Annotated in this window: 20 protein-coding genes; 9 read left to right on the plus strand and 11 right to left on the minus strand. The window is 30.7% G+C overall.

Features of this window, described 5'->3' with window-relative positions; all coding sequences use genetic code 11:
- Positions 1–209 precede the first annotated feature (209 nt).
- From CKL_RS18140 to CKL_RS18155, 4 genes are all read right to left on the minus strand, one after another.
- Positions 210–1,763, minus strand: a complete 1,554-nt coding sequence (locus tag CKL_RS18140) for a DUF3794 and LysM peptidoglycan-binding domain-containing protein (protein ID WP_012104046.1) — start codon at positions 1,761–1,763, stop codon at positions 210–212.
- A gap of 489 nt (positions 1,764–2,252) precedes the next feature.
- The gene (locus CKL_RS18145; protein WP_012104047.1) at positions 2,253–2,489 is read right to left on the minus strand and encodes a Veg family protein; all 237 of its coding nucleotides are present in this window, start codon (positions 2,487–2,489) and stop codon (positions 2,253–2,255) included.
- A 204-nt stretch (positions 2,490–2,693) separates the two neighbouring features.
- Positions 2,694–3,581: a sporulation peptidase YabG gene (yabG, locus tag CKL_RS18150; protein WP_012104048.1), complete on the minus strand. Its 888-nt coding sequence runs from the start codon at positions 3,579–3,581 to the stop codon at positions 2,694–2,696.
- A gap of 124 nt (positions 3,582–3,705) precedes the next feature.
- Positions 3,706–4,713, minus strand: a complete 1,008-nt coding sequence (locus CKL_RS18155) for a CotS family spore coat protein (RefSeq protein WP_012104049.1) — start codon at positions 4,711–4,713, stop codon at positions 3,706–3,708.
- 113 nt (positions 4,714–4,826) lie between these two features.
- On the opposite strand from CKL_RS18155, the gene CKL_RS18160 reads away from it, so the two are divergent.
- The 6 genes from CKL_RS18160 (at position 4,827) to CKL_RS18185 (ending at position 13,817) form a co-directional block, all read left to right on the plus strand.
- Entirely contained in the window at positions 4,827–5,954 is a 1,128-nt protein-coding gene (locus CKL_RS18160) for a glycosyltransferase family 4 protein (RefSeq protein WP_012104050.1), read from the plus strand.
- Positions 5,955–6,242: 288 nt separating this feature from the next.
- Entirely contained in the window at positions 6,243–6,611 is a 369-nt protein-coding gene (locus tag CKL_RS18165) for an ArsR/SmtB family transcription factor (protein ID WP_012104051.1), read from the plus strand.
- A 29-nt stretch (positions 6,612–6,640) separates the two neighbouring features.
- Entirely contained in the window at positions 6,641–7,684 is a 1,044-nt protein-coding gene (locus CKL_RS18170) for a helix-turn-helix transcriptional regulator (protein ID WP_012104052.1), read from the plus strand.
- 305 nt (positions 7,685–7,989) lie between these two features.
- Positions 7,990–9,783 carry an ABC transporter ATP-binding protein gene (locus tag CKL_RS18175; protein ID WP_012104053.1) on the plus strand — a complete coding sequence of 598 codons (1,794 nt, stop codon included), beginning with the start codon at positions 7,990–7,992 and terminating at the stop codon, positions 9,781–9,783.
- Positions 9,780–11,522, plus strand: a complete 1,743-nt coding sequence (locus CKL_RS18180) for an ABC transporter ATP-binding protein (protein WP_012104054.1) — start codon at positions 9,780–9,782, stop codon at positions 11,520–11,522. Before CKL_RS18175 ends, CKL_RS18180 begins: the two co-directional genes overlap by 4 nt.
- 135 nt (positions 11,523–11,657) lie before the next feature.
- On the plus strand, positions 11,658–13,817 hold the full coding sequence (locus tag CKL_RS18185) for a cell wall-binding repeat-containing protein (RefSeq protein ID WP_012104055.1): 2,160 nt from the start codon (positions 11,658–11,660) through the stop codon (positions 13,815–13,817).
- A 98-nt stretch (positions 13,818–13,915) separates the two neighbouring features.
- Here CKL_RS18185 and CKL_RS18190 read toward each other — a convergent pair whose 3' ends face one another.
- The 4 genes from CKL_RS18190 to CKL_RS18205 are packed head-to-tail and all read right to left on the minus strand — an operon-like array spanning position 13,916 to position 16,988.
- Entirely contained in the window at positions 13,916–14,938 is a 1,023-nt protein-coding gene (locus CKL_RS18190) for a CotS family spore coat protein (protein ID WP_012104056.1), read from the minus strand.
- 26 nt (positions 14,939–14,964) lie between these two features.
- Positions 14,965–15,726 (minus strand): spore coat protein, encoded by a 762-nt coding sequence (locus CKL_RS18195; protein ID WP_012104057.1) that lies wholly within the window; start codon positions 15,724–15,726, stop codon positions 14,965–14,967.
- Positions 15,727–15,760: 34 nt separating this feature from the next.
- Positions 15,761–15,958, minus strand: coding sequence for a hypothetical protein (locus tag CKL_RS18200; protein ID WP_012104058.1), 198 nt, complete (start codon positions 15,956–15,958; stop codon positions 15,761–15,763).
- A 22-nt stretch (positions 15,959–15,980) separates the two neighbouring features.
- On the minus strand, positions 15,981–16,988 hold the full coding sequence (locus tag CKL_RS18205) for a CotS family spore coat protein (RefSeq protein WP_012104059.1): 1,008 nt from the start codon (positions 16,986–16,988) through the stop codon (positions 15,981–15,983).
- 182 nt (positions 16,989–17,170) lie between these two features.
- Here CKL_RS18205 and CKL_RS18210 point away from each other — a divergent pair, with 182 nt between their 5' ends.
- Positions 17,171–18,289, plus strand: a complete 1,119-nt coding sequence (locus tag CKL_RS18210; RefSeq protein ID WP_012104060.1) for a glycosyltransferase family 4 protein — start codon at positions 17,171–17,173, stop codon at positions 18,287–18,289.
- Between the two features lie 237 nt (positions 18,290–18,526).
- Here CKL_RS18210 and CKL_RS18215 read toward each other — a convergent pair whose 3' ends face one another.
- Together CKL_RS18215 and CKL_RS18220 are read right to left on the minus strand one after the other, a co-directional pair.
- Complete coding sequence (locus CKL_RS18215; RefSeq protein ID WP_012104061.1) at positions 18,527–19,792, minus strand: ABC transporter substrate-binding protein; 1,266 nt, start codon at positions 19,790–19,792, stop codon at positions 18,527–18,529.
- A gap of 103 nt (positions 19,793–19,895) precedes the next feature.
- The gene (locus tag CKL_RS18220) at positions 19,896–21,278 is read right to left on the minus strand and encodes a radical SAM/SPASM domain-containing protein (protein WP_012104062.1); all 1,383 of its coding nucleotides are present in this window, start codon (positions 21,276–21,278) and stop codon (positions 19,896–19,898) included.
- 208 nt (positions 21,279–21,486) lie between these two features.
- Between CKL_RS18220 and CKL_RS18225 the strand changes: the two genes are divergently transcribed.
- Entirely contained in the window at positions 21,487–22,098 is a 612-nt protein-coding gene (locus tag CKL_RS18225) for a DNA-3-methyladenine glycosylase (RefSeq protein ID WP_041700869.1), read from the plus strand.
- Positions 22,099–22,119: 21 nt separating this feature from the next.
- Positions 22,120–22,395: a GIY-YIG nuclease family protein gene (locus CKL_RS18230; protein WP_012104064.1), complete on the plus strand. Its 276-nt coding sequence runs from the start codon at positions 22,120–22,122 to the stop codon at positions 22,393–22,395.
- Positions 22,396–22,436: 41 nt separating this feature from the next.
- On the opposite strand, the gene CKL_RS18235 is transcribed toward CKL_RS18230, so the two are convergent.
- Positions 22,437–23,504, minus strand: a complete 1,068-nt coding sequence (locus tag CKL_RS18235; protein WP_012104065.1) for a mannose-1-phosphate guanylyltransferase — start codon at positions 23,502–23,504, stop codon at positions 22,437–22,439.
- Positions 23,505–23,546 lie beyond the last annotated feature (42 nt).

The raw sequence follows: 23,546 nt of genomic DNA on the forward strand, positions 1-23,546 counted from the left end.
GTGGATATTTTATATTTTTTCCACATTCTTAATTATTATGCGCAGGATATATGAAAATAAAACCTCATTAACTCATCTTTAATTATTCTAACCATATATCAAGTGATTCAGAGGTTTGGGTGGAGTTTGCTTATTTAGATAAAATAAAAACTTCAGCAGATCACTACTGAAGCATAATTTTCTCAAAATATAAATTAAAACTTTTTTAATTATATTATAGCCCTTCCAGGTATAATAAGTTTTCCTCCTACTTTTATAATATCTGGATCCTCTATATTATTTAATTTTATTAAATTTTCTATAGTGGTGTAGTACTTCTTCGCTATTTTCCACAGAGTATCATCCTGTTGAATTACATATATAGTCAAACTAGACTTTTTAGTAGGAAATTCTCCCTCAATGGCCTCTATATCTACTAAAAATTCTTTTCTGGTAACATAATTTACTCTTGCATAAACTTCAACTACTGCCTTTATAGCTATGGTATCTATTTCTATACTTGCTTCTATACTTTCTAAAGATATTTTCGATATACACTGCATATCGATTTTACTGTCAGGTATATCTACACTACAACTAAAAGGTATTTCATCGCAAATCTTATTTACCTGGTTATCCGAATCTTTATACAATACTTTTACGTTTAAAACTCCTTCAACAATGACTTTATCCTCTACTATTTTTTTATCGGTGATACATACATCTCCATAACACATAAGTATTTCCACAGGATTAGACTTACCTTCTAATTCTATATTGGATTTAATTATACTAGGAACAGTATTCTGTCCATGAACTACATTCAATCCATAATCTTTTCTGTCCATTTGCATAAGATTAGATGGAGAATAGGCATCCTCTATTATATCAATATCTTCTTTATACATAACCTTGGTATTAGCTGTTATAAGAGCTTCTACTTCAATAGTTCTATTCTCTCCCAAATCATCTTCCCTGATATCCCGTTCCACTTCACTTATATTAAAGTCAGTATAGCTTTCCATAGAAGGAAGTGCTCCCTCTAGCGGAAGTTCCTTATTTACAAGCACATCTCTTTCTACACATACAATATCTTTAGTATCTTTTCCTCTATAAAGAAATCTTATAAGTACATAAGCTTCTATAGCTATTCTATCTTCTAGTATTGTTATATTTTTTTTATGCACATTTACATCATATTGCAATATACTTCCTACCTGAGGTTTATCCATAGGTATTGGTATCTCAGTCTTTGCTACTAAATCCCCTGAAACCGTGCCTACTATTTTATCTATAGTAGCAGGATTTTTTAACATCTGTACATTTTCAGAACCTGTAATATCTTTTATAACTTCAAAATTATATTTTTTATATACTTCTGCCTTTAATTTTATGATTCCTTCGATAGATACTTTTCTTTCATTTACAGCTGTACAATTCATATGCTCCACATAACAATTAGAATCACAGGACATCATATGCTCTGCTCCTGGCATTTCTACATAGTTAGAAAAATTTCCAGTATAAATCACACTATAAATACCCATATCCTCATCTTCTTTAGCACGATAGAGTATGGTATATTCAACTTTACCCTCCAAAAATATTTTATCTTCCATTACTTCCTTATTAGTTATAACAGGTCTTGCTTCAAGAATTAAGATATCTGTTACATCCGGGTGAGTATCTGGTATTACATATTCTTCTTTTATAATAGTATCAGAGAAATTTTCAGCCAGCATCTGTTCACATTCTATATTTTCCTTAACAAAGTCTATATCCATATTTATCTACCTCCCCATAAGGCCTACTACTTATATATATAAATTGAAAGCAGAAAATATGCTAACATTATAAATAATTTTATGCCCTCCATTAATATTGACATTTATAAAGTTTTGACGTAATATTAAATTGGTTGTTAACCATATAACCTCTCATAAATTCTCAATACCCTTTTATACCATAGAAGAAAGATGGAAGCTTGCCATCTTTCTTCTTACCCTATATATATTTATATTTTAACTTGAAAATTCATAAACAAAAGTAGTACCCAGAACAACCGGTGCTCTACATACTACTTCTAAATTAAACTATAAAATTTTAAATACCACACACAAATGATGACTATGTCATAGTTTTGCATTGGTAAACTTTATATCTAAAGATTTAATTAAACTAAATGATTATCATTGGGATAAAAAGAATAGCAGTTTCACTAAATTGATTTAACAAATATTGTGAAATAAACTGGCACTAAGTCAAATACCACTTTATACTGAGAAAACCAATTGAACTGTTTTAGTTAAAACATCCGAATAACTATATGTCACTTTCCTTTGGGTGTCATTCTCTAACCTAATTACAAATATGCTAGGATAAGCTTTTTCTATTATTCCTTTATTTATAAAAACTTTTCTCCTACCCCCATTTGCTTTTAAGGTTACTTTATCTCCTACATGATTTTCTATATTCTCTCTTATAGAAGCTAATACGTTCGAACCATCCATTCCAAACACCCTCTTTCTACAACTTATATTATACACTTTAAATGTGTTTATGTCAACTAAACACTTTAGTATATCCTTAATAAATTACTTTGTCAATATTAAATCTTTGTTAACAGACTTAACTTGCCTTTATTTATACTATTAAATATGATTATTTCTTTAAGTGTCTCATCTATATAATAATATTTACAATTTTTATAATTTTTATACATATGGTGATTTTGGAAATCCCTCTCTATATTTCCCTCTTGTCTGTAGTCCCCCTATGCCATTGGTTCTTGTTATAGTATTTTGCAGGGCTTCTTGAATTGACACAACCTTTTCTATATTAGTATAAGCTATTTTTTCACACAAAAACACTGGATCTAAACAATGTATGAGTACTCTACTAGGTGAACTTGCAAAATTTGCACCTGAATCTAAAATTTTTTCATAGCAGGATTGACAAGCTCCTGCAAATATCACTAAATCATCGTAATTAGATTTATAATTTCTAAGTTCTGATACTGTTTGAACGAAATATTTAGAATTTTTATAATTATTTAAATCCATATAATCCTGGGTATCTTTCACTATAGCATCATGTCCTGTAATCACAATTATATCTGGTTTAACTTCTTTTACTAATTCTATAACTTTTGTAGGCTGTTCTTTTTCCACTATATTTTTGCCAACTACATCTAGTAAAAGCTGCTTATATACTTTAATACATACATCTAAATATTCTGCATCTCCATCTATGTGAAGAATCCTCCCGGGTCTTCCAAAAGCCAATTCATTTTTAGAGCTATGGGATGCAAATTTTGTTACATTATATTCTTGCCTAGAATTACCCCTATATCTAAATCCACCTCTATTCATTAAAATATTCTTAATTGATTCATTTACTTGTTTATTAAATACTTTTTCCTCTTCTGTAAGGGTATTTTCAGGGATAACTTCTAAGTCATCTTCTTTGGAATCTGCAATTATTCTTAAATTTATCCCTTTTAAACTATATATAACACCCTCTTTAGTATGTTTTGAATCTATTATTTTAAAAGTTATATCTTTATTATAGGATTTTCTTACTACTACATCACCTATTTTCATATTATATACATCCCCATATATAAAAAGTCATGATATATATTATGATTATATGTCATTTTAAGTGCAAGAAATAAGGTCTATACTGGATTAATTTAAAACCCAGATATAGACCTTATTTTTTAATTCAGATATTTTTTTCACTATAGATTTCTTTAAATTTTTCAATAAAGTCAATATATTTCTCCTGTTCAGCTATTAATTCTTCCAATTTTTTATTGAAAGTATTTGTTGGCCAGTTGACCTCATTATAATAATATCTATTTGCTAGTCTCCAGAAACGTTGAGGAAATAGTAAGAAAGCATATATAACCTTATATTCCTCTTCTTTAATCGGACTAACTTCATTATATGAATCAATAATAAGCCGTGCATTTTCTATATTCCAATTAGATCTTTTTAAAACTTTAATCATAAAAGAGGAAATATCATAAGAACGTAGTTCCCTCTTACAATAATCAAAATCTATTACATTGAATGTGTCATCTTCATCTACTACTATATTATGGTAGGTAAAATCATGATGGCAAAATCCTTTTTCTCCTTCGGTAATGCTGCATAATTCATCATATTTAGAATCTTGTAATACTTCGATAGCCTTTTTACCAAAGTCTTTATAAAATTTAACTGCTTTCATGTAATTTAAATCAAAATTTCCCTTATTATTTTTTTTTCTTCCCATATCTTTCATCTTATCTAGAGCCTTAACTCTTTTTTCCATAAGGTGATGCCATCTTCCAAGATCAGTTTTTAATTTACTATTCTCAGGTGGTTCATATCCTTTAGAGGCTATGTGCATATTTGCCAAACACTTAGCAGCATTTATAACATCTTCCCTATTCTTAAAATCACACTCTCTTCCTTTAATCCATTCTGATAGCGTATATATATCTTCATTAATGATTGCATATGGATTTCCTTCTATATTAATAGAGTATTTATCCACATGTGGAAATCCATTTTTTATAAGATGTTCTTTTGCTCCATAAACAAATAAAAGTTTTTGAGTTCCATAATTTATCTTTTTAAGACATTTCATTCCTTTATCTGTTTTTAATAAATATACTCCTCTACTTGGTTTTATATTTTCAATTTTTACATTAAATTGTCTTTCTATTTCAAATTCTCGCATCATACTAATCACCCCTATATATTTATATGAACGCCTAAATTAATTTAGAAGAACATTAACATTTTTAACTTCAAATTAATATAATGAAATATATTAATTTAGAGAGGGACAATTTTATGAGAATAGGCATTGATGGACGTGCCGCTAAATGGTATAGGGGTACTGGCATAGGAACTTATACTTATCAATTAATAAAATGTTTAAATAATATTGATAGTATAAATAATTATTTACTTTTCATGCCTGAAAGCTTTAAAAATGATATATACCTTAAAAAAAATTTCAAATTAGATAATGCCCCGCAAAGTGATAAAATTAATTTCTGGGAAGAGATTAATATACCTAATATAATAAAAAATAATAAAATAGATCTATATCACGTGCCTCAAAACGGAGTTGGACTTCCTATTAATAAAAATTGTAGGTTTATAATAACGCTTCATGATGTGATCCCTTATAGAATGCCTGAAACTGTAAGTAACCGATATCTTAAAATTTTCTCAGAATATATACCTAAAATAGTACCTCTATGTGATGGCATTATTACAGTTTCCAATTTTTCTAAAAAAGATATAGTTAAATCTTTTAACTATCCTGAAAATAAAATATATGTTACTCATTTAGCTAGTGAAGATATCTACAAACCTATGGATAAAAGAATAAGTAGATATGTAGCTAGAAAATACTATTCTATAACTGAAGATTATATACTTTATGTGGGTGGGTTTAGTCCGCGCAAAAATATATTAGGACTTATTGATAGCTTTAGTAAACTTATAACCTCATATAAAAAACCTTTGTTTTTAGTAATAGCTGGTAAAAAAGGTGAATCTTACGCCATTTATAAAGAACGTACTGAAAAACTAAATATATCTGATAAAGTTTTATTTCCTGGTTTTATTTCTATAGAACATCTTCCTTATATATATAATGCAGCTGAACTATTTGTATATCCTTCCTTTTATGAAGGATTTGGACTCCCACCTATAGAAGCAATGGCCTGTGGAATACCTGTAATAACTTCAAACACTACATCTCTCCCTGAAGTGGTCGGTAAAGGTGCCCTGCTTATAAATCCCTTAAATAAAACTAATTTATGTGAAGCTATGTTAGAAGTACTTTCAGATAATAATCTTAAGAATAAATTGATATCTTATGGTATTAAAAGATCTTCCGAACTAAATTGGAAGAAAACTATTAAAAATACTATAAACATATATAACAAAATTATGAATATGAAATAATATTCTTTGTGTTGCTTTTAAAAACCTATATTCCATATAGTATTACAAAATTTTAAAAACCGCTTACAATATGTTTTTGCGGTTTTTATTGTTGCTTTCTATCTCTAATTTTATTAATTATAGTTCAGGGTTCTGTAGATCAGATATATCTGATTAAAAAAAGAAAGTTTGATTAAAAGTAGGGCGCAGCCAAAATAAACCAAACACTATATATTGACATATGCCAACTAATAAGATATAATACATAAATAGATATTTATATATTTATGTATTATGGGAGTATACTTTATGATGAATAATAATACAATGCTGAAAACTATGAATAATCATAGTTTTGTAGATATAAAAAAACACATGGTAGACGACAAATCTATTTATGATATGGCAGAAGTTTTTAAGGCACTCAATGATCCTACAAGATTAAAAATAATTAACATACTGATTGTTTCTGAATTGTGCGTAAATGATATAGCCAACTTGCTTGAAATAAGCCAACCAGCCATCTCCCACCACTTAAAAGAACTTCGCCAATTAAAACTGATCAAGTATCATAAAAAAGGAAGATCAGTATTCTATTCCCTAGACGACGAACATATTCATCCATTATTTCAACAATGTCTGGAACATGTGAATGAAAATACCAAATCCTATTGCTAGTTTGTCAAGATATGAGCGGGGTAAAATCAATGTCAAAAAATAAAAGAGCTGTGAAAGAACTTAATATACTAATGAAACATCATAATGAATATGACTTATTACCTGCCAATCATCTTATTTGTGATGCTTTCTCAAAAATTTCTCAAATTGCCTCACAGAAATATATATTCTCAATTCCTGAGGAAATTGGCCATGGTTGTTTCAGACAAATCAGTACCCGACAAAATATCATTATTTCTGAATTTCAAATGTGCTATAAATACAATATGGATGTTATGGGAATAAACGATAATTCAAATGTTGACATATGCTTTTGTCTAGAAGAAGGAATTGCGTGGAAATCACAAGCTGGACACAGACAATTTAAAATCAATAAAGGAGAATCTTTTATATCTAGTAACCGATATGGGATTGAACAAACTTGTTATTATAAAGATTGTAATTTCAATTTTATCGGTATTAAAATTCCAATTAATCGTTTTCGAAAAATCATAATGGGGTACAAAAATTTAACAGATGAAATTGCAATTGAAGAATCGGTGGGTCGCTTTTCAAAATATGTCATCCCCCCTTCCATTCGTATTATTCTCCATCAATTGCTGAATTGTCCTTATGAAAGTGCTATATTAGATATGTACATCGAAGGAAAATTGTTAGAACTGCTGTCTGTCTATTTCAGTGAGGTAATCTTACAAATGAATCAGAAATCAGACCGCACATTTGAACTCTCTCGTACAGATAGAGAAAGTCTTATGGAAGCAAAAGAAATTTTACATAAAAGCATTTCTAATCCACCATCCTGTGCCAGTTTAGCTCAAATGGTTTATTTGAGTGAATCAAAGCTTGCTAAAGGTTTTAAAGCTCTCTTCGGAATGCCTGTACATACGTATGTAATTGATAAAAGGTTAGAAACCGCCCTAATCCTTTTTGAAAAAGGAGAAACTCGTGTAAGCAATGTTGCAAACATGGTTGGCTATGGAAATATCAGTCATTTCGCGGCAGCCTTTAAAAAAAAATATGGCATAAATCCCGGAGAATATGTAAAAAATCTTATTAAGCAATATAATAAATAAATTCTCTTGCCTATGATGCTGCCAGAGTACCTTGGCGGCATTTTTTTATCTAAAACTACTATTTGCTAACACCTGCATCTCTTTCAAAGTGGTAGATAAACACTGGCTATACCTTTGAATAAGTCATTCCTTATGATTAAACTCCACCTGAACTTAAAAATTACTTGATACCCCAAAAAAACAAACCTTACAGTTTTTGAGTGATGAAATACAGTTTTTAAGTAGAGTTAGGCAGACCCAACCTGTAAAATACAGTTAGGCATGAATCTCATGTTGCTTACTTTTAATCTCAAGGAGGGTTTTTCATGAAGAAAAAAACAGGTGTTTCCCGTCTTTTAGAAATTGCGGGAGAGAAAAGAGGCCTTCTTACCTGGTCCGCCATACTGTCCTCCATAAGTGCTTTGTGTATGCTTATTCCTTATCTTTCGATTTATTTCATTTTAAAGGAACTACTACAAAACGCTGCTACTCCTTATCTGATTGATAAGATAGAGGTAATACATTGGGGCTTTATTGCCCTTTTGGGGCTATTAGGAGGACTAATTATGATGTACGCAGGTGGAATGTGCTCGCATATTGCGGCATACCGAATCCTTTACGGCCTACGTATAAAACTGTCAGATCATATTGGCAATCTTTCTCTTGGTTACTTAAACCAAAACTCCACAGGAAAAATTAAAAAGAATCTAGAATTAAATGTAGAAAAAATCGAATCTTTCATTGCCCACCAATTACCTGACATGGTTAATGTAGTGGTTACAATCATTATCATGTTCATTGCAATGTTTTCCCTTAACATTGTACTTGCACTTTGCTGCCTTATTCCTATTGTTACTGGTTTCTTTGCACAAGCATCTATGATGATGGGTAATAAGTCTAAAGAAAGCTTGAAAGGATATTATGACGCTTTAGAAAGAATTAATTCTTCTGCAGTTCAATATGTTCGCGGTATGCCTGCTGTAAAAGTATTTGGACAAACTGTGCATTCTTTCAGAAAGTTCTATCAGGACATGATTGACTATCGAAATTTCTGTATCAAATTTGGAGAACAGTTTAGAACTGGATATATTCTCTTTAAGGTTCTACTGGGGTCATTTATAACTTTTATTCTTCCTATTGGAGTTTTCTTGCTCACTAGAGACCCACAGAACATAGCCCTTGCAGTCACCCTGCTATTTTTCTTAATTATGGTACCGGGTATAGCAGCACCCATGTATAAGGCAAATAATCTTGCAGCCACTATGCAGGAAATATGTGAAGGTACATCAAGGATTGATGCTATTTTAAATGAAAAGTCTGTCCCCGAACCCGAAAATCCTTTGATTCCCACTTTCTATGAAGTGGAGTTTGACAAAGTTTCCTTTTCTTATAAAGCCGAATCCAATCAGGCTCTCTCTAACATCAGCCTTACAGCACCCCAGGGTAAGATCACTGCACTGGTAGGTCCATCTGGTTCCGGAAAATCAACCATTGCACAACTCATACCTCGTTTTTGGGATGTGCAAGAAGGCGAAATTCGAATCGGTGGAGTAGATGTATGCAGTATTCCAACAGAGAGCTTAATGAATATAGTATCTTTCGTATTTCAGGATTCATTTCTTTTTTATGATACTCTGTATGAAAATATCCGAGTTGGAAAACTAGATGCCACAGAGGAAGAAGTGTATGCAGCGGCAAAAGCCGCCCAATGTCATGAATTTATTGAAAGGCTGCCTAAAGGATATAGCACGTTGATTGGCGAAGGTGGAACCTATCTGTCTGGAGGCGAAAAACAAAGGATTTCTGTTGCACGGGCAATTCTGAAAAACGCTCCCATCCTTGTACTGGATGAAGCTACTGCCTTTGCTGACCCTGAGAATGAATATCAGATGCAGCTTGCTTTAAAAGAACTTATACGAGATAAGACGGTAATCGTTATTGCACATCGACTTTCTTCTATTTGTGCAGCAGAACAGATTTTAGTTCTGCAAAAAGGTGAAATCATCCAGCGTGGAACCCATGATAAATTGATATTAATAGAAGGCTTATATCAAAAAATGTGGCAGGCGTATATTACAGCTGCCACATGGAATGTCGGGAAGGGAGAGAATGTTCTATGAAAATATTTTACAATATCACTGCTGGCAATCCTTCTAAACTGATAAAGCCGATTGTTTGGACAATTATATCCAATATCATCAATATTCTTCCCTTTGCACTGGTGATTATAGCAATCCAGATTATCTATTCTTATTATGCAGCACTGGATGCCACTCTGAATATTTCTGCATTATGGGGTATTTGCATAACTTTAGCAGTCTCGATTCTAGTTATGTTTTTGGGAGAGATTCCCTCATACAAAACAACATACATGAGAGCTTATAGTGTTGCCGCTGATGGCCGTGCCAATTTGGCAGAGCATTTACGCAAGTTACCTCTCGGATATTTAACAAGTCGTAATCCAGGAGATCTTGGCAACATGATAATGGAGGATTTCGGGCTAATTGAGCACTCCATTGCCCATATTGTACCACAAATGGTTGGAGCATTGATCATGCCTATTATAGCATTTTTAGGTCTATGCTTTCTGGATATACGCATGGCACTTTCCATGTTTATATCCATGCCTTTTGCAATTTTACTGTTGTATGTGACTTCCAAGCTTCAAAAAAAGTTGGGAACAAGCCACATGATGGCCAAAATTGATGTGGCCAAACGACTTCAGGAATATTTAGACGGGATGCGTATTATTAAAGCTTATAATCTAAAAGGGCAAAAGTTCAACAGACTACACCATGCTTTAAAAAATTTTATGAGAGAAAGTATTCGTTTAGAAGGAATATTAGGACCTATTATACTGACAGCTATCGCATTTATAAAAGCGGGACTAGCTATCATTGTCCTTGTAGGAGTCCATCTGCTGTTAAATGGAGAAATAGATATTGTTACCTTTTCCACATTTTTGGTCATAGGTACTCGTATCTTTGATCCCTTGACTGCAGCTCTTATCAACTATGCTGAATTTAGTTATAACCAACAGGCTGGAGCACGGATTGTTCATTTGTTGCAACAACCTATCATGTCCGGTACAAAAAAGCCTAATGATACCCATGCAATCACTTTTGAAAATGTTACTTTCAGCTATAATGAAATACCCGTAATCCAAGATATTTCCTTCCATATGGCCGAAGGTACAATGACTGCCATTGTTGGCCCATCTGGAAGTGGAAAGAGTACAATTCTTCAGTTAATTGCTCGTTTCTATGACCCACAAAAAGGACGTATTCTTTTTGGCGGCATAGATGAGAAAGAATTAGAACCAGAAGCTCTTTTGCAAAAAATATCTATAGTATTTCAAGATGTATACCTGTTTCAGGATACCATTGAAAACAATATACGCTATGGCCGTAAAGAAGCCACTAAAGAAGAAGTGATTGAGGCAGCCAAAAAAGCCTGCTGCCATGATTTTATCAAAGTGCTTCCTGAAGGATACGACACCATAGTAGGTGAAGGTGGAAACACTCTGTCTGGAGGAGAAAAGCAGCGTATTTCTATTGCACGTGCAATTCTGAAAAAAGCTCCTGTAGTCTTGCTCGATGAAGCTACAGCTTCACTAGATCCTGAAAATGAAGTATATGTACAAAAGGCAATCAACACCCTAGTTGAGGGAAGAACCGTTATTGTCATTGCACATCGTCTGAAAACTATTGTATCCGCGGATAACATTATTGTTTTGGAAAATGGACGGATTGTAGAACAAGGCAAGCATGATGCACTACTTGCTGGACAAGGACTTTATACACATCTATGGTGGCTTCAACAAAAAACAAGCGGCTGGAATATGTCTGTAAATGAATAAGCAGGGGATGATTTCTATTTGGCATAATTAAAAATCAAACAGTTGCATAGGATAAGAATCTTCCCTTTTGCAAAGACAAAAGAAAATTTTATATTAATAAATTACATTCAAATAAAATATTAAGGGGGAATCTATTTGAGATTAAGGAAGATCTTAGGATTAATAGTAGGTGCGGTAATGTTATTTTCAACCACTGTTTTTGCAGAGTCTTCATATTCTTTGGACCAAAAAAGGATTTTTGGAAAAGACAGATATGAAACTTCATCACTTATAAGCAAAAATGGTTGGGAAAGTGCTTCTGGTGTAGTAATATGTAATGGAGAAAATTTTCCAGATGCACTTTGCGCTGCACCTCTTGCAAAAAAGTATAATGCACCAATTTTACTTGTCAGCAAATCGGGCTTGAGTGAAAGTACAGAGGAAGAATTATCCAGGCTAAATCCTGATAAACTGATAATTATAGGTGGAAATGGAGTCATACCTGACAAGGTAATATCTGAAATAAAAACTGCAGCACCTAAGGCTAGCGATGTAACAAGGCTAGGAGGAACTACAAGATACGACACTTCAAAAATGATTGCGGATAAAGTTGGAAAAAATTCTTCAATAGTATTGGTTTCAGGAAAGGCTTCATCAGATGCACTTTCCATAAGTTATATAGCTGCCAATAAGGGCATGCCTATTTTATTAGCGGACAGAAAAGAAGATGTGTTGGAGTATTCAAAAGATAACAGTGTAGAAAAGGCCTACATAATAGGGGGAGAATCCCTGGTATCAAAGGACATAGAAAGCATATTTAAAAATACTGAAAGAATATACGGAAAGGACAGATATGAAAGCAGCCAAAAAATACTTGACAAATTTAAAGACGATATAAATTTTGGCAGTATATATCCGGTATCTGCCCAGTATAACGGAGTAGATCAATTTGCAGATGCATTATCTGTTTCATCTCTGGCCTCTAAAGATTGTAATCCTATAATATTGGTAAGTGGTACCATGAATAAGGATACAGTTAGTATAATAAAGTCCAAAGTTGATAAAGACAGCAAGGTAATAGCAATAGGCGGAACTTCACTTGTATCTGAAAATATAGTAACCAGTGTAGTTAATGTAAATTCTTCTAGTGAGAATGATAAGCCAAATAAACCTAGTGGCGGTGGTGGAGGTGGAGGATCTTCTAACAGTAATCCTTTTGCAGGAGAAAATGGTACTGTATCTTCTCCATATAAAGTTGCTACTGCTGTACAGCTTAATAAAGTACGAAGTTATTTAAACAAAAACTTCATTCTTACAGCAGACATTGATTTATCAAGCTATGCAAATTGGGAACCTATTGGTGCTTTTAAACCTCTATCCGATAAACCAGAGGATGCAGAGACACCAGATCCTAAAGTGGCATTTAGTGGTACCTTTAACGGCAATGGTCATACCATTTCCAGTGTAAAAATTGATCGTCCTGAAAGCTTTGCAACAGGCTTGTTTGGCTGCACTGTTGGAACTGAAGAAAAAACCGGGTCTATTTACAACTTAACAGTGGAAAATGTAAATGTGACCGGATTCTATCTGGTGGGCGGCGTAATTGGCCTTCAACATGGAGGCTGCTCTGTGGAAAATATAACTTTAACTGGCAATAATAAAATTCAGGGTCTACAGGGTATCGGCGGTATTGTAGGTACCAGCTTTGAAGATGTAAAAAGCTGCACTGCTGTGGCAGATATTATAGTTTTAGGTGATGATGGTGCTTGTGCAGGAGTTTTAGTGGGTGGTACAGACTGCAGCTCATTAATTGATTGCACAGTGACAGGTGGCTCAGTTACCACAGAAGGCAATAATTGTTGGGGTCTAGGAGGATTGTCTGGTGCAGTATATTCAGCAGTCCAGGTAACAAACTGTCATGTCAACAACGTGACCATTACAGTTCCAGGCGACAATGATAGTTTTGTAGGTGGACTTGTTGGATTTACAGGAACCTATGGCCAGGATACACCTACTTCAGTAACAAACTGCTCATCCAATACTACCATTAACGTATCGGACAGCACAACCTGCGTTGGTGGACTAGTAGGTGGCAGTAAAGAGAGTTCCACCGGGCCAATTCCTTCTTCTTTTGCAATTAAGGATTGTACCACTACAGGAACTATTGCCGGAGGTTTTGAATCAGTAGGAAGCATAACAGGTTACGCCTATAATTCTACAGTAGAAGATTGTACCAGTACCATGACATGGAATAGTGGCATTCTTGAACAGATTGGAATTTGGGAAGTGATACAACCAGAGGATCAGGCTGCATAAACAGAATCTAAATCAATAAAAAATATACCCATTAAAATAAGTTTTACACTTATTTGCATGGGTGTATTTTTTATTTTACCAATACTACGATCTCCTATTTAATTTAAAATTTTATTTTTGAATTCCTCCAAAAATTCTTCTCTATCTTCTTTATATCTGATTTTTCTTTTTAATCTGTCTAAAAATATTTCTTCTCTCCAATCTTTTCGCTTAGTATAATAGTCTCTGGATATAGTATAAAAATCGTTAGGGAAATTTAACATAGCATATAATACTTCTAATTCCCTATTGCTCAATGTGTTCTTATTACAATAATTATCTATTATCAGCTTTGCCTTTTCTATATCGAAAGCAAAATTTTTAACGACTTTATTTATAAAATTACATAAATCATGTACTTTGAGATCTATAATAGCATAATCAAAATCTACAAAATAAGCTTCATTATTATTTATTAATATGTTATGGTAAGCCAAATCATGATGACATACTACTATTTTGTCCTCCTCACTACATAACTTATAATAATAAGATTCTTCAAGCATACTTTCACTTTTTTTTATTTGTTCTATATAATAGCTAGAATTTTTTATAAATATTTCATCAAATTCCGTTTTCTTTTCATGTATATTAGCTATATTTTGGAAAAATTCTATTTCTTGAATTCTTCGATTAAAAATATCAATAAGTTTTCCATTATTATACTTATTTTTTATATTTGTTTTGAAGCCTTCAGATGCAAGATGAAATTCTCCAAGTCCCTCAGCTGCAATACTCAAATCTATAGGATTACTAAAATTACATTCTCTCCCATAAACTACATCCATTATACAATACATGTCTCCGTTCCATATAGTATATATATCTCCTTCTTTATTTTCTACGAAGTTAACTACTCTTGGAAATTTGCTTCTTACATAAGTTAAAAGTTCATTTATAAAATTCAACTCATCTAAAGTATACTCTAATTTCTTAAATATTTTCTTGCCCTTATCTGAAGAAACCATATACACTTTTCTAATAGGTATGACATCATATACTTTTAAATCAAATCTATCAAAAAGTTCTACACATAGATCGTATCCAGTTAAATATTTTTTTTCACTATATCTATCTATCAATCTAAAAGCCTCCTATTAACTATTATTTAAATTAAACTTTCTCCATCCTCATTGATGGATTTATCTAATCTAAGTAAATATTCATCTTCTGTCCAGTTTTTCGTATTATATCTATATCTATTGCAGCATTTCATGAATTGATAAGGATAAGATATTATAGATAATATAAATTGCAAGCTATTATCATCTAAAGATTCCTCAATACAAAAACTTTTTATAAGTTCACTAAAATTTATATCTATACCTTTTCTTTTTATCTTGTTCAGAAAATACACTAAATCCATTTCAACCATATTATAGCAGCAATTTTTTATATTTATTACTTGTATATCTTTTGCTTTCCTTAAATTATCAAAGTAAATATCTGTCAGACACATTTCCACCCTACTCATACTTCTAAGTATCAAATCTATATAATTGTTTTTGTATACATTTTCCATACACCTCTCTGCCCTAATTAAATACCCTTCTCCCACTTCATTTAGTTTTTCTTCAAAATTACTTTTGTTTTTATAACTGGATATCTGTTCTAAATACTTTTTTAATTTCCTTATATATATCTTATACCGTTCTACTACTCTTCCTATATTGTTATCTAGACGCTTGTTCATAACTCCTGTATAACCTAAAGTTCTCTTATGAAATTCACTTATTATAGATATTTGCTCCTTTATTCTATTTAAAGTTAAGGATTCTTGTTTTAAATCCCTATTGAATTGCTTTACCACATATATTCCTTTTGATTTTAAATATTCTATAAAACACAGTTCAACATTGTCACCATACACCTTTAAACCACCTCACCCTTATAATGTCACTATTTCATCTGTGTTTCTTATTCATTTCCTTTAACATATGTCTTCTCTTTTTTTCAAGTTTCATGACTTCTTTTTTTCTTTTATTAATTTTTTCTAAATGTTTAACAGTTTTCTTAAGACTTTCTACTTTATTATCATAATAGCCTAAATCTTTATTTTCAGTTTCTTCTTCATTTTTACGACGAGATTTTTTATGTGACATAAGTGATTCCCCCTTAAACCTTTTAATTGTATTTCCAATTTCTAAATTCATCTATGAACTCTAATTTTTCTTCTTTATCCTTAAATATCTTCTTTAATTTTTTCATAAAAAAATCTTTTCCCCAAGGCTGCTCTTCCATGTAATACTGTATTCCAAGCTGCCAAAAATCTTGAGGGAATTCTATAAAAGCAGCCATAATAGGTATATCTTCTTCTTTTACATCATTTATGGAACTATAGGTGTCAATAATGAAAATTGCATTATTCATATTCCATTTTCCATTTTTCATTCTCCTCAAGAGCAAACTTGATAGATCATGCAGATGAGTATCTAATATACAATAATCAAAATCTATTATATTAACTTCTCCTTTAGCATCTATTAAAATATTGTGATTTGCATAATCATGGTGACAGAATCCCATATTTTTTATTTCTTTTTTCATATTCTCCATATAGTTGCTTTTTTTTAAATGATCTATGGATTTTTCTGCTAATTCGATTTCTCTATCAATATGGTTTAAATATAATGTATCAAATTCTGATTTGGATTCTTTTTCCAGTATTATTTTTCTAAAGTTTATCATTTCCTCTTGACGATGCTTAAAGGTATCTATCCATTTAAACCATCCTATTCTTGGATTCATATCTTTGGTAACCTGAAAATTATAACTCTTTTTGTGTAATTCTCCTAGTTTGGAGGTGGCTACTAAAATATCTAAAGGATTATCATAATTACACTCTCTACAGATAATCCATTCACACAAATAGGCATAAGAATTTTCCATTTTTATATAATCTTTTTCATCTTTAGTCTTAATTATTTTAGGTATACTTCTGAATCTTTTATTTTGGAGATGCTTTATAGCAGAAATTATAAATAAGAAATGCCCATAATCATAATTTATTACCTTTAAACAGTATTCATTACAGTTGGTATGGATTCTATATATACTTTTTATTTTTTCTATAAACTCAATATGGAGATCGTAAGCATCTTCAACATACTCTCGAACTTTTAATATATCCAAAAGCTTTTCCTCCAAAAATTATTATATATGTAGTATATGACTAATCGTATATGTATGTGATAAAAGAAGTTTACTTGAATCTTAATCTGAAAGTTATGGTCACCTTTTTATAGTAATGTTAATAATATGTAATATAATGATCTCAATTACTTTAAAGTTACTGGAATGTGGAGGTATGAATAATGAAAATTGCCATAGACGCAAGGGGAGCTAACTGGTATAATGGTACCGGTATAGGAACTTATACCAGTAAAATATTAAAATATATAATAAAAAATCACAAAGAAAATTTTTATCACATATACTGGTCAGGTAGTAATTATAATAAATTACAGCAAGAAAATACTAAGATAATAATGGCCTCTAAAAGGCAGCATAGGTTTTTTGAGCAATACTACTTTCCAGTAAATTTAAGAAAAGAAAACGTAGATATATACCATATTCCTCAAAACGGTATTGGCATATCCGAAAATATAGGATGCAAAAAAGTAGTCACCATCCATGACTTGATACCTTATATACTTCCTGAAACAGTGGGAAAAGGATATTTATCAAAATTTTTGAAGGAAATGCCTAAAATTATCAATTCAGTTGATGGGATAATAACTGTTTCTAATTGTTCAAAAAAAGATATTTTAAAATTTTTTCCTATAAATGAAGATAAAATATTTGTAACTCCTTTAGCTGCAGATAAAAAATACAAACCCCTAGATAAAGATAAGTGTAAATATAAAATACACCTTAATTATAACATAGAGAATCCATTTATCCTCTATATAGGAGGTTTTAGCCCAAGAAAGAATGTATACTCATTAATTACTGCCTTTTCTAAAATTCATAAAAAACTAGATAGAAATTATGATTTAGTAATTGTAGGCTCCAATAAAGATGATTCTGATATATTAAAGAATCTAAGTATAGATTTGAACATAGATAAAAATATTAAATTTACAGGATTCATAGAAGAAAAAATGATGCCTATTTTTTACAATGCCTGTGATATATTCATATATCCATCTTTATATGAAGGTTTTGGACTTCCTCCCCTAGAAGCTATGAGCTGCGGTACTCCTGTAATAGCTTCCAATATTTCATCTATTCCAGAAGTAGTAGGAGATGGTGGAATTCTTATAAATCCCTTTGATATGGAAAACTTTATGTATTCCATAGAAGCTTTGATTAATGACATTAATATAAGAAAAGATTTAACCTCAAAGGCCTTAAGACAAGCAGATAAATTTTCTTGGGAAAAAACTTCTGAAGAAACCATTGAGGTTTACAAAAAAGTTTTAAACAGGTAAAAAACTTATCTAAAATCTATAACTAACTAATATAAGCAAAAACCTTTTAACTATTTACGCTCCTAGTTAAAAGGCTTTGCTTATATGTTAAAATTCCCTATATGATTAATCCCTATATACATTATAGCTTAAATTTAAAATTTTGTAAACGTTTTATGATATTTATTTTAAAATAATTTTATCCAGAGGATGTCATCCACTCTGCTAACACATCTTCTATTCCCTTTTGAATAAGTTTTATTTATGCTTTAAAGAATTCTCTATATTCTCAACTATAGTTTTAAAATCCTGAATTTTTATGTTATAACTAGTTAGGGTATTCTCTGTTATTTCCCTTACTTTTGGAAAGTCTTTAGTATAATTTATACTAAGAGATCCTGTTTCTATGACGGCAAATAAATTCCATACCTCACTATTAAAATAGGAAACATTTTTATTAAAATCTACAAAGTTATATACATTCATATTTACTGGAAATCTACCATAATAGTTTAACAAATCCATTTGCAGTTTATCATCCATAAGCGTAAATTTTACAAATTCCTGCATTAGATTAGCTGATGATGTGCTTTTGTTTATAAGCAAATTTACTCCTCCTAGAGACACATCCCTATTTCCACCGGATTCAAAAGCTGGTAATTTCATTATTGCCCACTTGCCTGAACCCTCGGAATATTTCATTAAATCTGTGATGCAAACAGGATTTCCTATAAATGACACTATTTCATTTGCTTGTGCTTTAGCTATAAGTTCACTTTCAGAATTAAAATCTTTAATTAACCCTTCTTTATATAAAATGTTAGGTATCTCTACTAATCTATTCCAATTTGAAGATTGAAAATCTAATTCTCCTTTTTTATTAAAATAGCTAGTCCCTAATTGATTGGCAAGTAATAAATATATATCACTAGTATCATCTAAAGTATTAGCTACAAATACTTTTCCTGTATTTTTATTTATTTTTCTACCTGCCTCTATATAATCACTCCAGGTTTTTATAGCTTCTGCATCTATCCCTTGACTTAAAAATATATCTTTTCTATATATCAGAACTCTAGGATAAGTATCCCAAGGAACTGCATACACTTTTCCTTTTATACTATTGTTATTAATTTTATTACTTAAAAGTGTACTCTTATAGGGATTAATCAGATTTGTAACTTCTAAAAATTTGCCCGAATTTTCAGAGAGCACATATTTTACATAACTATCATCTACAGTTATTATATCTGCATCATATTGAGAATTATTTAGTATAGATTTAACATTATTATCCACATCTTTTAATACTTTAATATCTACGTTAACCTTCTCATGTAACAACTTAAATCTATCTGCAGCTAATTTCAACTGCGGCCTATGAATTTCATCAGTAATAATCTCAATCTTTCCTTTTAATATTTCTTTATTTGTTTCTCCATTTTTTCTTTGACTATAAAAAAATGCTAATATTATAATAATTACCAGTATTAAAAACAATACTATTTTTCTATATATTTTCATAAGAGTTCTCCTATTACTTGTAACTTAATATATATGTTTTATACTAACAAATATAATTTTATCTTTCAATACGTTATTTGGAATATATACCTAAATATAATATTTAACCTTTAGACATATCATAATTACCTTTGGATTTAAAACTCTCTTCCCATGCTTTTTGTGCATAAGGCTTAAATTCCTGCGATATTTTATCAAGTTTTTTTTGAAATTCTAAATCTTGAAGCATCATCTCTGCTCCTTCATCTGTGGGCCTTGCCCCTGTTTTTTCTGCAATACTTCTAATTTCATCTGTATTATCAATCATCATGCAAGGCAATAACAAATTAGAATTATAAGGCTGTCTATGCCTAATTTCTCTAAAAAAGTTTGAATTAAACACATCCTCAAGTTTTTTTCCTTTTAAATTGTCCACTGAAAAATGAGCAAATATACAAGGCTCTACATCTTCTTTAGAATTTATATGGCAATAATACTTTCCTGCAATACACCCTCCTACATATGGTGCATCGTTAAAAAAGTCTATAACAAAATACGGCTTTGTGTTTCTCATTTCTCTTATTCTCTCGCCTAGATATATTCTTTGCTCTGGAGTAAGCATTAAATTTACATCAGGCTCTTTACCCACTGGCATAAATATAAAATACCATCCCATCTTTGCTCCTTTTTCTATAAGCATATCTATAAACTCATCTGATGTAACCTTATTTATATTATATCTACTAACAGCAGTAGATATCCCAAATAAAACTCCTCTATCTTTTAAGAGCTTCATAGCATTCATAACTAAATTAAATACACCTTTTCCTCTCCTCCTATCAGTTTCCTCTTCAAACCCTTCAACAGAAAACATAGGAAGAACATTTCCAAGTTCTTTTATTTTATCTGCTAACTTCTCATTAAAAAGTGTACCATTTGAAAAGGGTACAAACATACAGTCACTATATTTTTTATATATGTTCATCATATAATCATTTATAAAAGGTTCTCCTCCAAGGATTACAAAAAAATAGATTCCAAGATCTCTAGCTTCTTTGATAATTCTATCTACTTCTTTTTCTGGAATATCATCATTCTTACTGTAACTTGCAGCATAACATCCCCTGCATTTCAAATTACACCTCATAGATGGACTTATAAGAATAGTAAAAGGTATTTTTACATTTCTTTCATTTAAAATTTTTTTTCTTTTTGGCATTCCATACCATACTGCATTTCCAAAAAAATTTGCAAAAAATTTGTTTTTACATTTTCTGTTTGAATCTTTAATAATATTTATGACAAGTTCATGAACTTTAGGATTAGTTTTATATAATTTTTCTACCTCCTCAATTTTAGTTAAATTGTCTTCATCTTTTCTTATGGCTTTTTTTATAAGAGCAAATAGTCTGTAAATATTTTCTTCAGGATTTTTATTAAGCAATTCTATACCAGTTTTAACCAAAGCATCTTTAACCGTTTTTTCCAGGATTTCAGTGGTTTTCATATGCTATTCCTCCCAATTATTTTGTAAAACTATTTCCATTTAGTATTTCTCTGCTATTTGATATATATTCAATAAATTAATTTTTATTCTATAAAATGGTTATTAATCTGCACATTAACAACATGCTCAGTTATTCCTGAAGTTTGACAAAATATCTTATTCATATATAATTATTATTAAGTTTAAATATTAAAGGATTGTGTTATTGTTGAAAAGATTACAGCGAAACTTTTACAGTAAAGATACTTTATCAATTGCCAAAAATCTTTTGGGAAAAATATTGGTTCATGAAATAAATGGTAAGAAATTATCCGGCAGAATAGTTGAAACAGAAGCTTATAAGGGAATTATGGATAAAGCTGCTCATTCTTACATGAATAAGAGAACAAAAAGGACAGAAGTAATGTATGGTCCCTGTGGATTTTCATATGTATTTATGATATATGGTATGTATCATTGTTTTAATGTTGTAACTGAAGATGAAGATATCCCAGAAGCAGTACTTGTAAGAGCCATAGAACCTGTTCATCATATAGACGATATATCTCTTAACAGATATAAAAAGAAATTCGCCCATTTAAATAAGAACGAAATAAAAAACTTGACCAACGGTCCGGGCAAATTATGCAAGGCATTACTCATAGATAAGAATCAAAATCAAAAAGATCTTTGCAATAGTAATCTCTACATTGAAGATGATAATTTTAAAGACTTCAAAATAAAAAGTGCAAAAAGAATAGGTGTGGACTATGCAGGAGATGCAGCAGATTACCTCTGGAGATTTTATATAGAAAATAACTTTTACGTATCTGTAAAATGAATTTGAGAAAGTGGATTATATATGGATTACGTTTATATAGTAAAATGTAGTGATAAAACATTATATACAGGCTATACTAATAATTTAGAAAAAAGGGTACAAGCTCATAACAACAAAAAAGGAGCCAAATACACTAAGGGCAGGCTCCCTGTACAACTTATATATTTTGAGAAATACAACTCCAAAAAAGAAGCTCTACATAGAGAATACATTATAAAAAAAATGACCAGAAAGAATAAATTGGATTTAATTAAATCATTTAAAAAAGATAATAAGAGTATGCTTACATTTGTATAAACATATTTATTGATAAAATTTGGAATATATATCTCAATTTTTTATAAGTACTTTTTTAGATTATTTTTCTTTTTTAAAATATCCACTAGATATTTTATTTCTTGATCTTTATTTTTATCCATAATTAAAAGTACATCCTTGCAATCTACTACTATTAAATCTTTTACTCCAAATACTATAATAAGCTTATCTTCCCCGTACACAGTACAACTCTCACTAGCTTCCAATACTGCATTACCCTTTACATTATTACCATCAAAGTCTTTCAGAAATCTTCCTAAAGCATTAAAAGTTCCTATATCATCCCATAAGAACTCACATTTAATTACATAAGCCTTTCTAGTTTTTTGCATTACTCCAAAATCTACAGATATTCCGTCTATGGAATTATATTGTTCTTTTATTATTTTTTCTTCTTGTTCTGTGTCCAAATTTTTATATATTGAAAGCATACACTTATACATTTTAGGGAGATATTTTTGCATTTCTCTCAAGAATACATCTGCTCTCCACACAAATATACCACTATTCCATAGATAAGTGCCTTTAAATATCAAGTCTTTGGCAACTTCTAAATTAGGCTTTTCTAGAAATCTTTCTACTTTAAAAGTAGCAATCCTAGCATTTATTCTTTCTCCCATATTTATATAGCCATACCCCGTTTCAGGTCTTGAAGGTTTAATTCCCATAGTTACAAGACCTTTTCTTCTTTCTGCTATTTCTACGGCTTGAAAAATAGTATCTATAAATAATTTCTCATTTTCTATATAATGATCCGATGGTAAAATTATCATAGTAGCAGAAGGATCTTTTTTTAACAATTTTACTGCCGAAAATCCTATACATGTAGCAGTCTCCTTATTCTCTGGTTCTGCAAATATATTTCCTTCGTTTATATCCGGAAGTTCTTCTTGAACTTTATCTATATATTCTTTATTAGTAATTACATATATATTTTCTTCATTGACCAAAGGCTTAATTCTATCTACCGTATTTCTTAAAAAACTTTTATTATTTATAATTTTTAGAAATTGTTTAGGATTTTTAGCCCTTGATAATGGAAATAATCTTGTTCCTTTACCACCCGCAAGAATTAGCGCATATAACAATAACTTCACTCCAAAAATGCTTGCTATGCTTTATAATATGTA

Origin of the sequence: Clostridium kluyveri DSM 555 (genome assembly GCF_000016505.1) — a bacterium.
GTDB classification, from domain to species: domain Bacteria; phylum Bacillota; class Clostridia; order Clostridiales; family Clostridiaceae; genus Clostridium_B; species Clostridium_B kluyveri.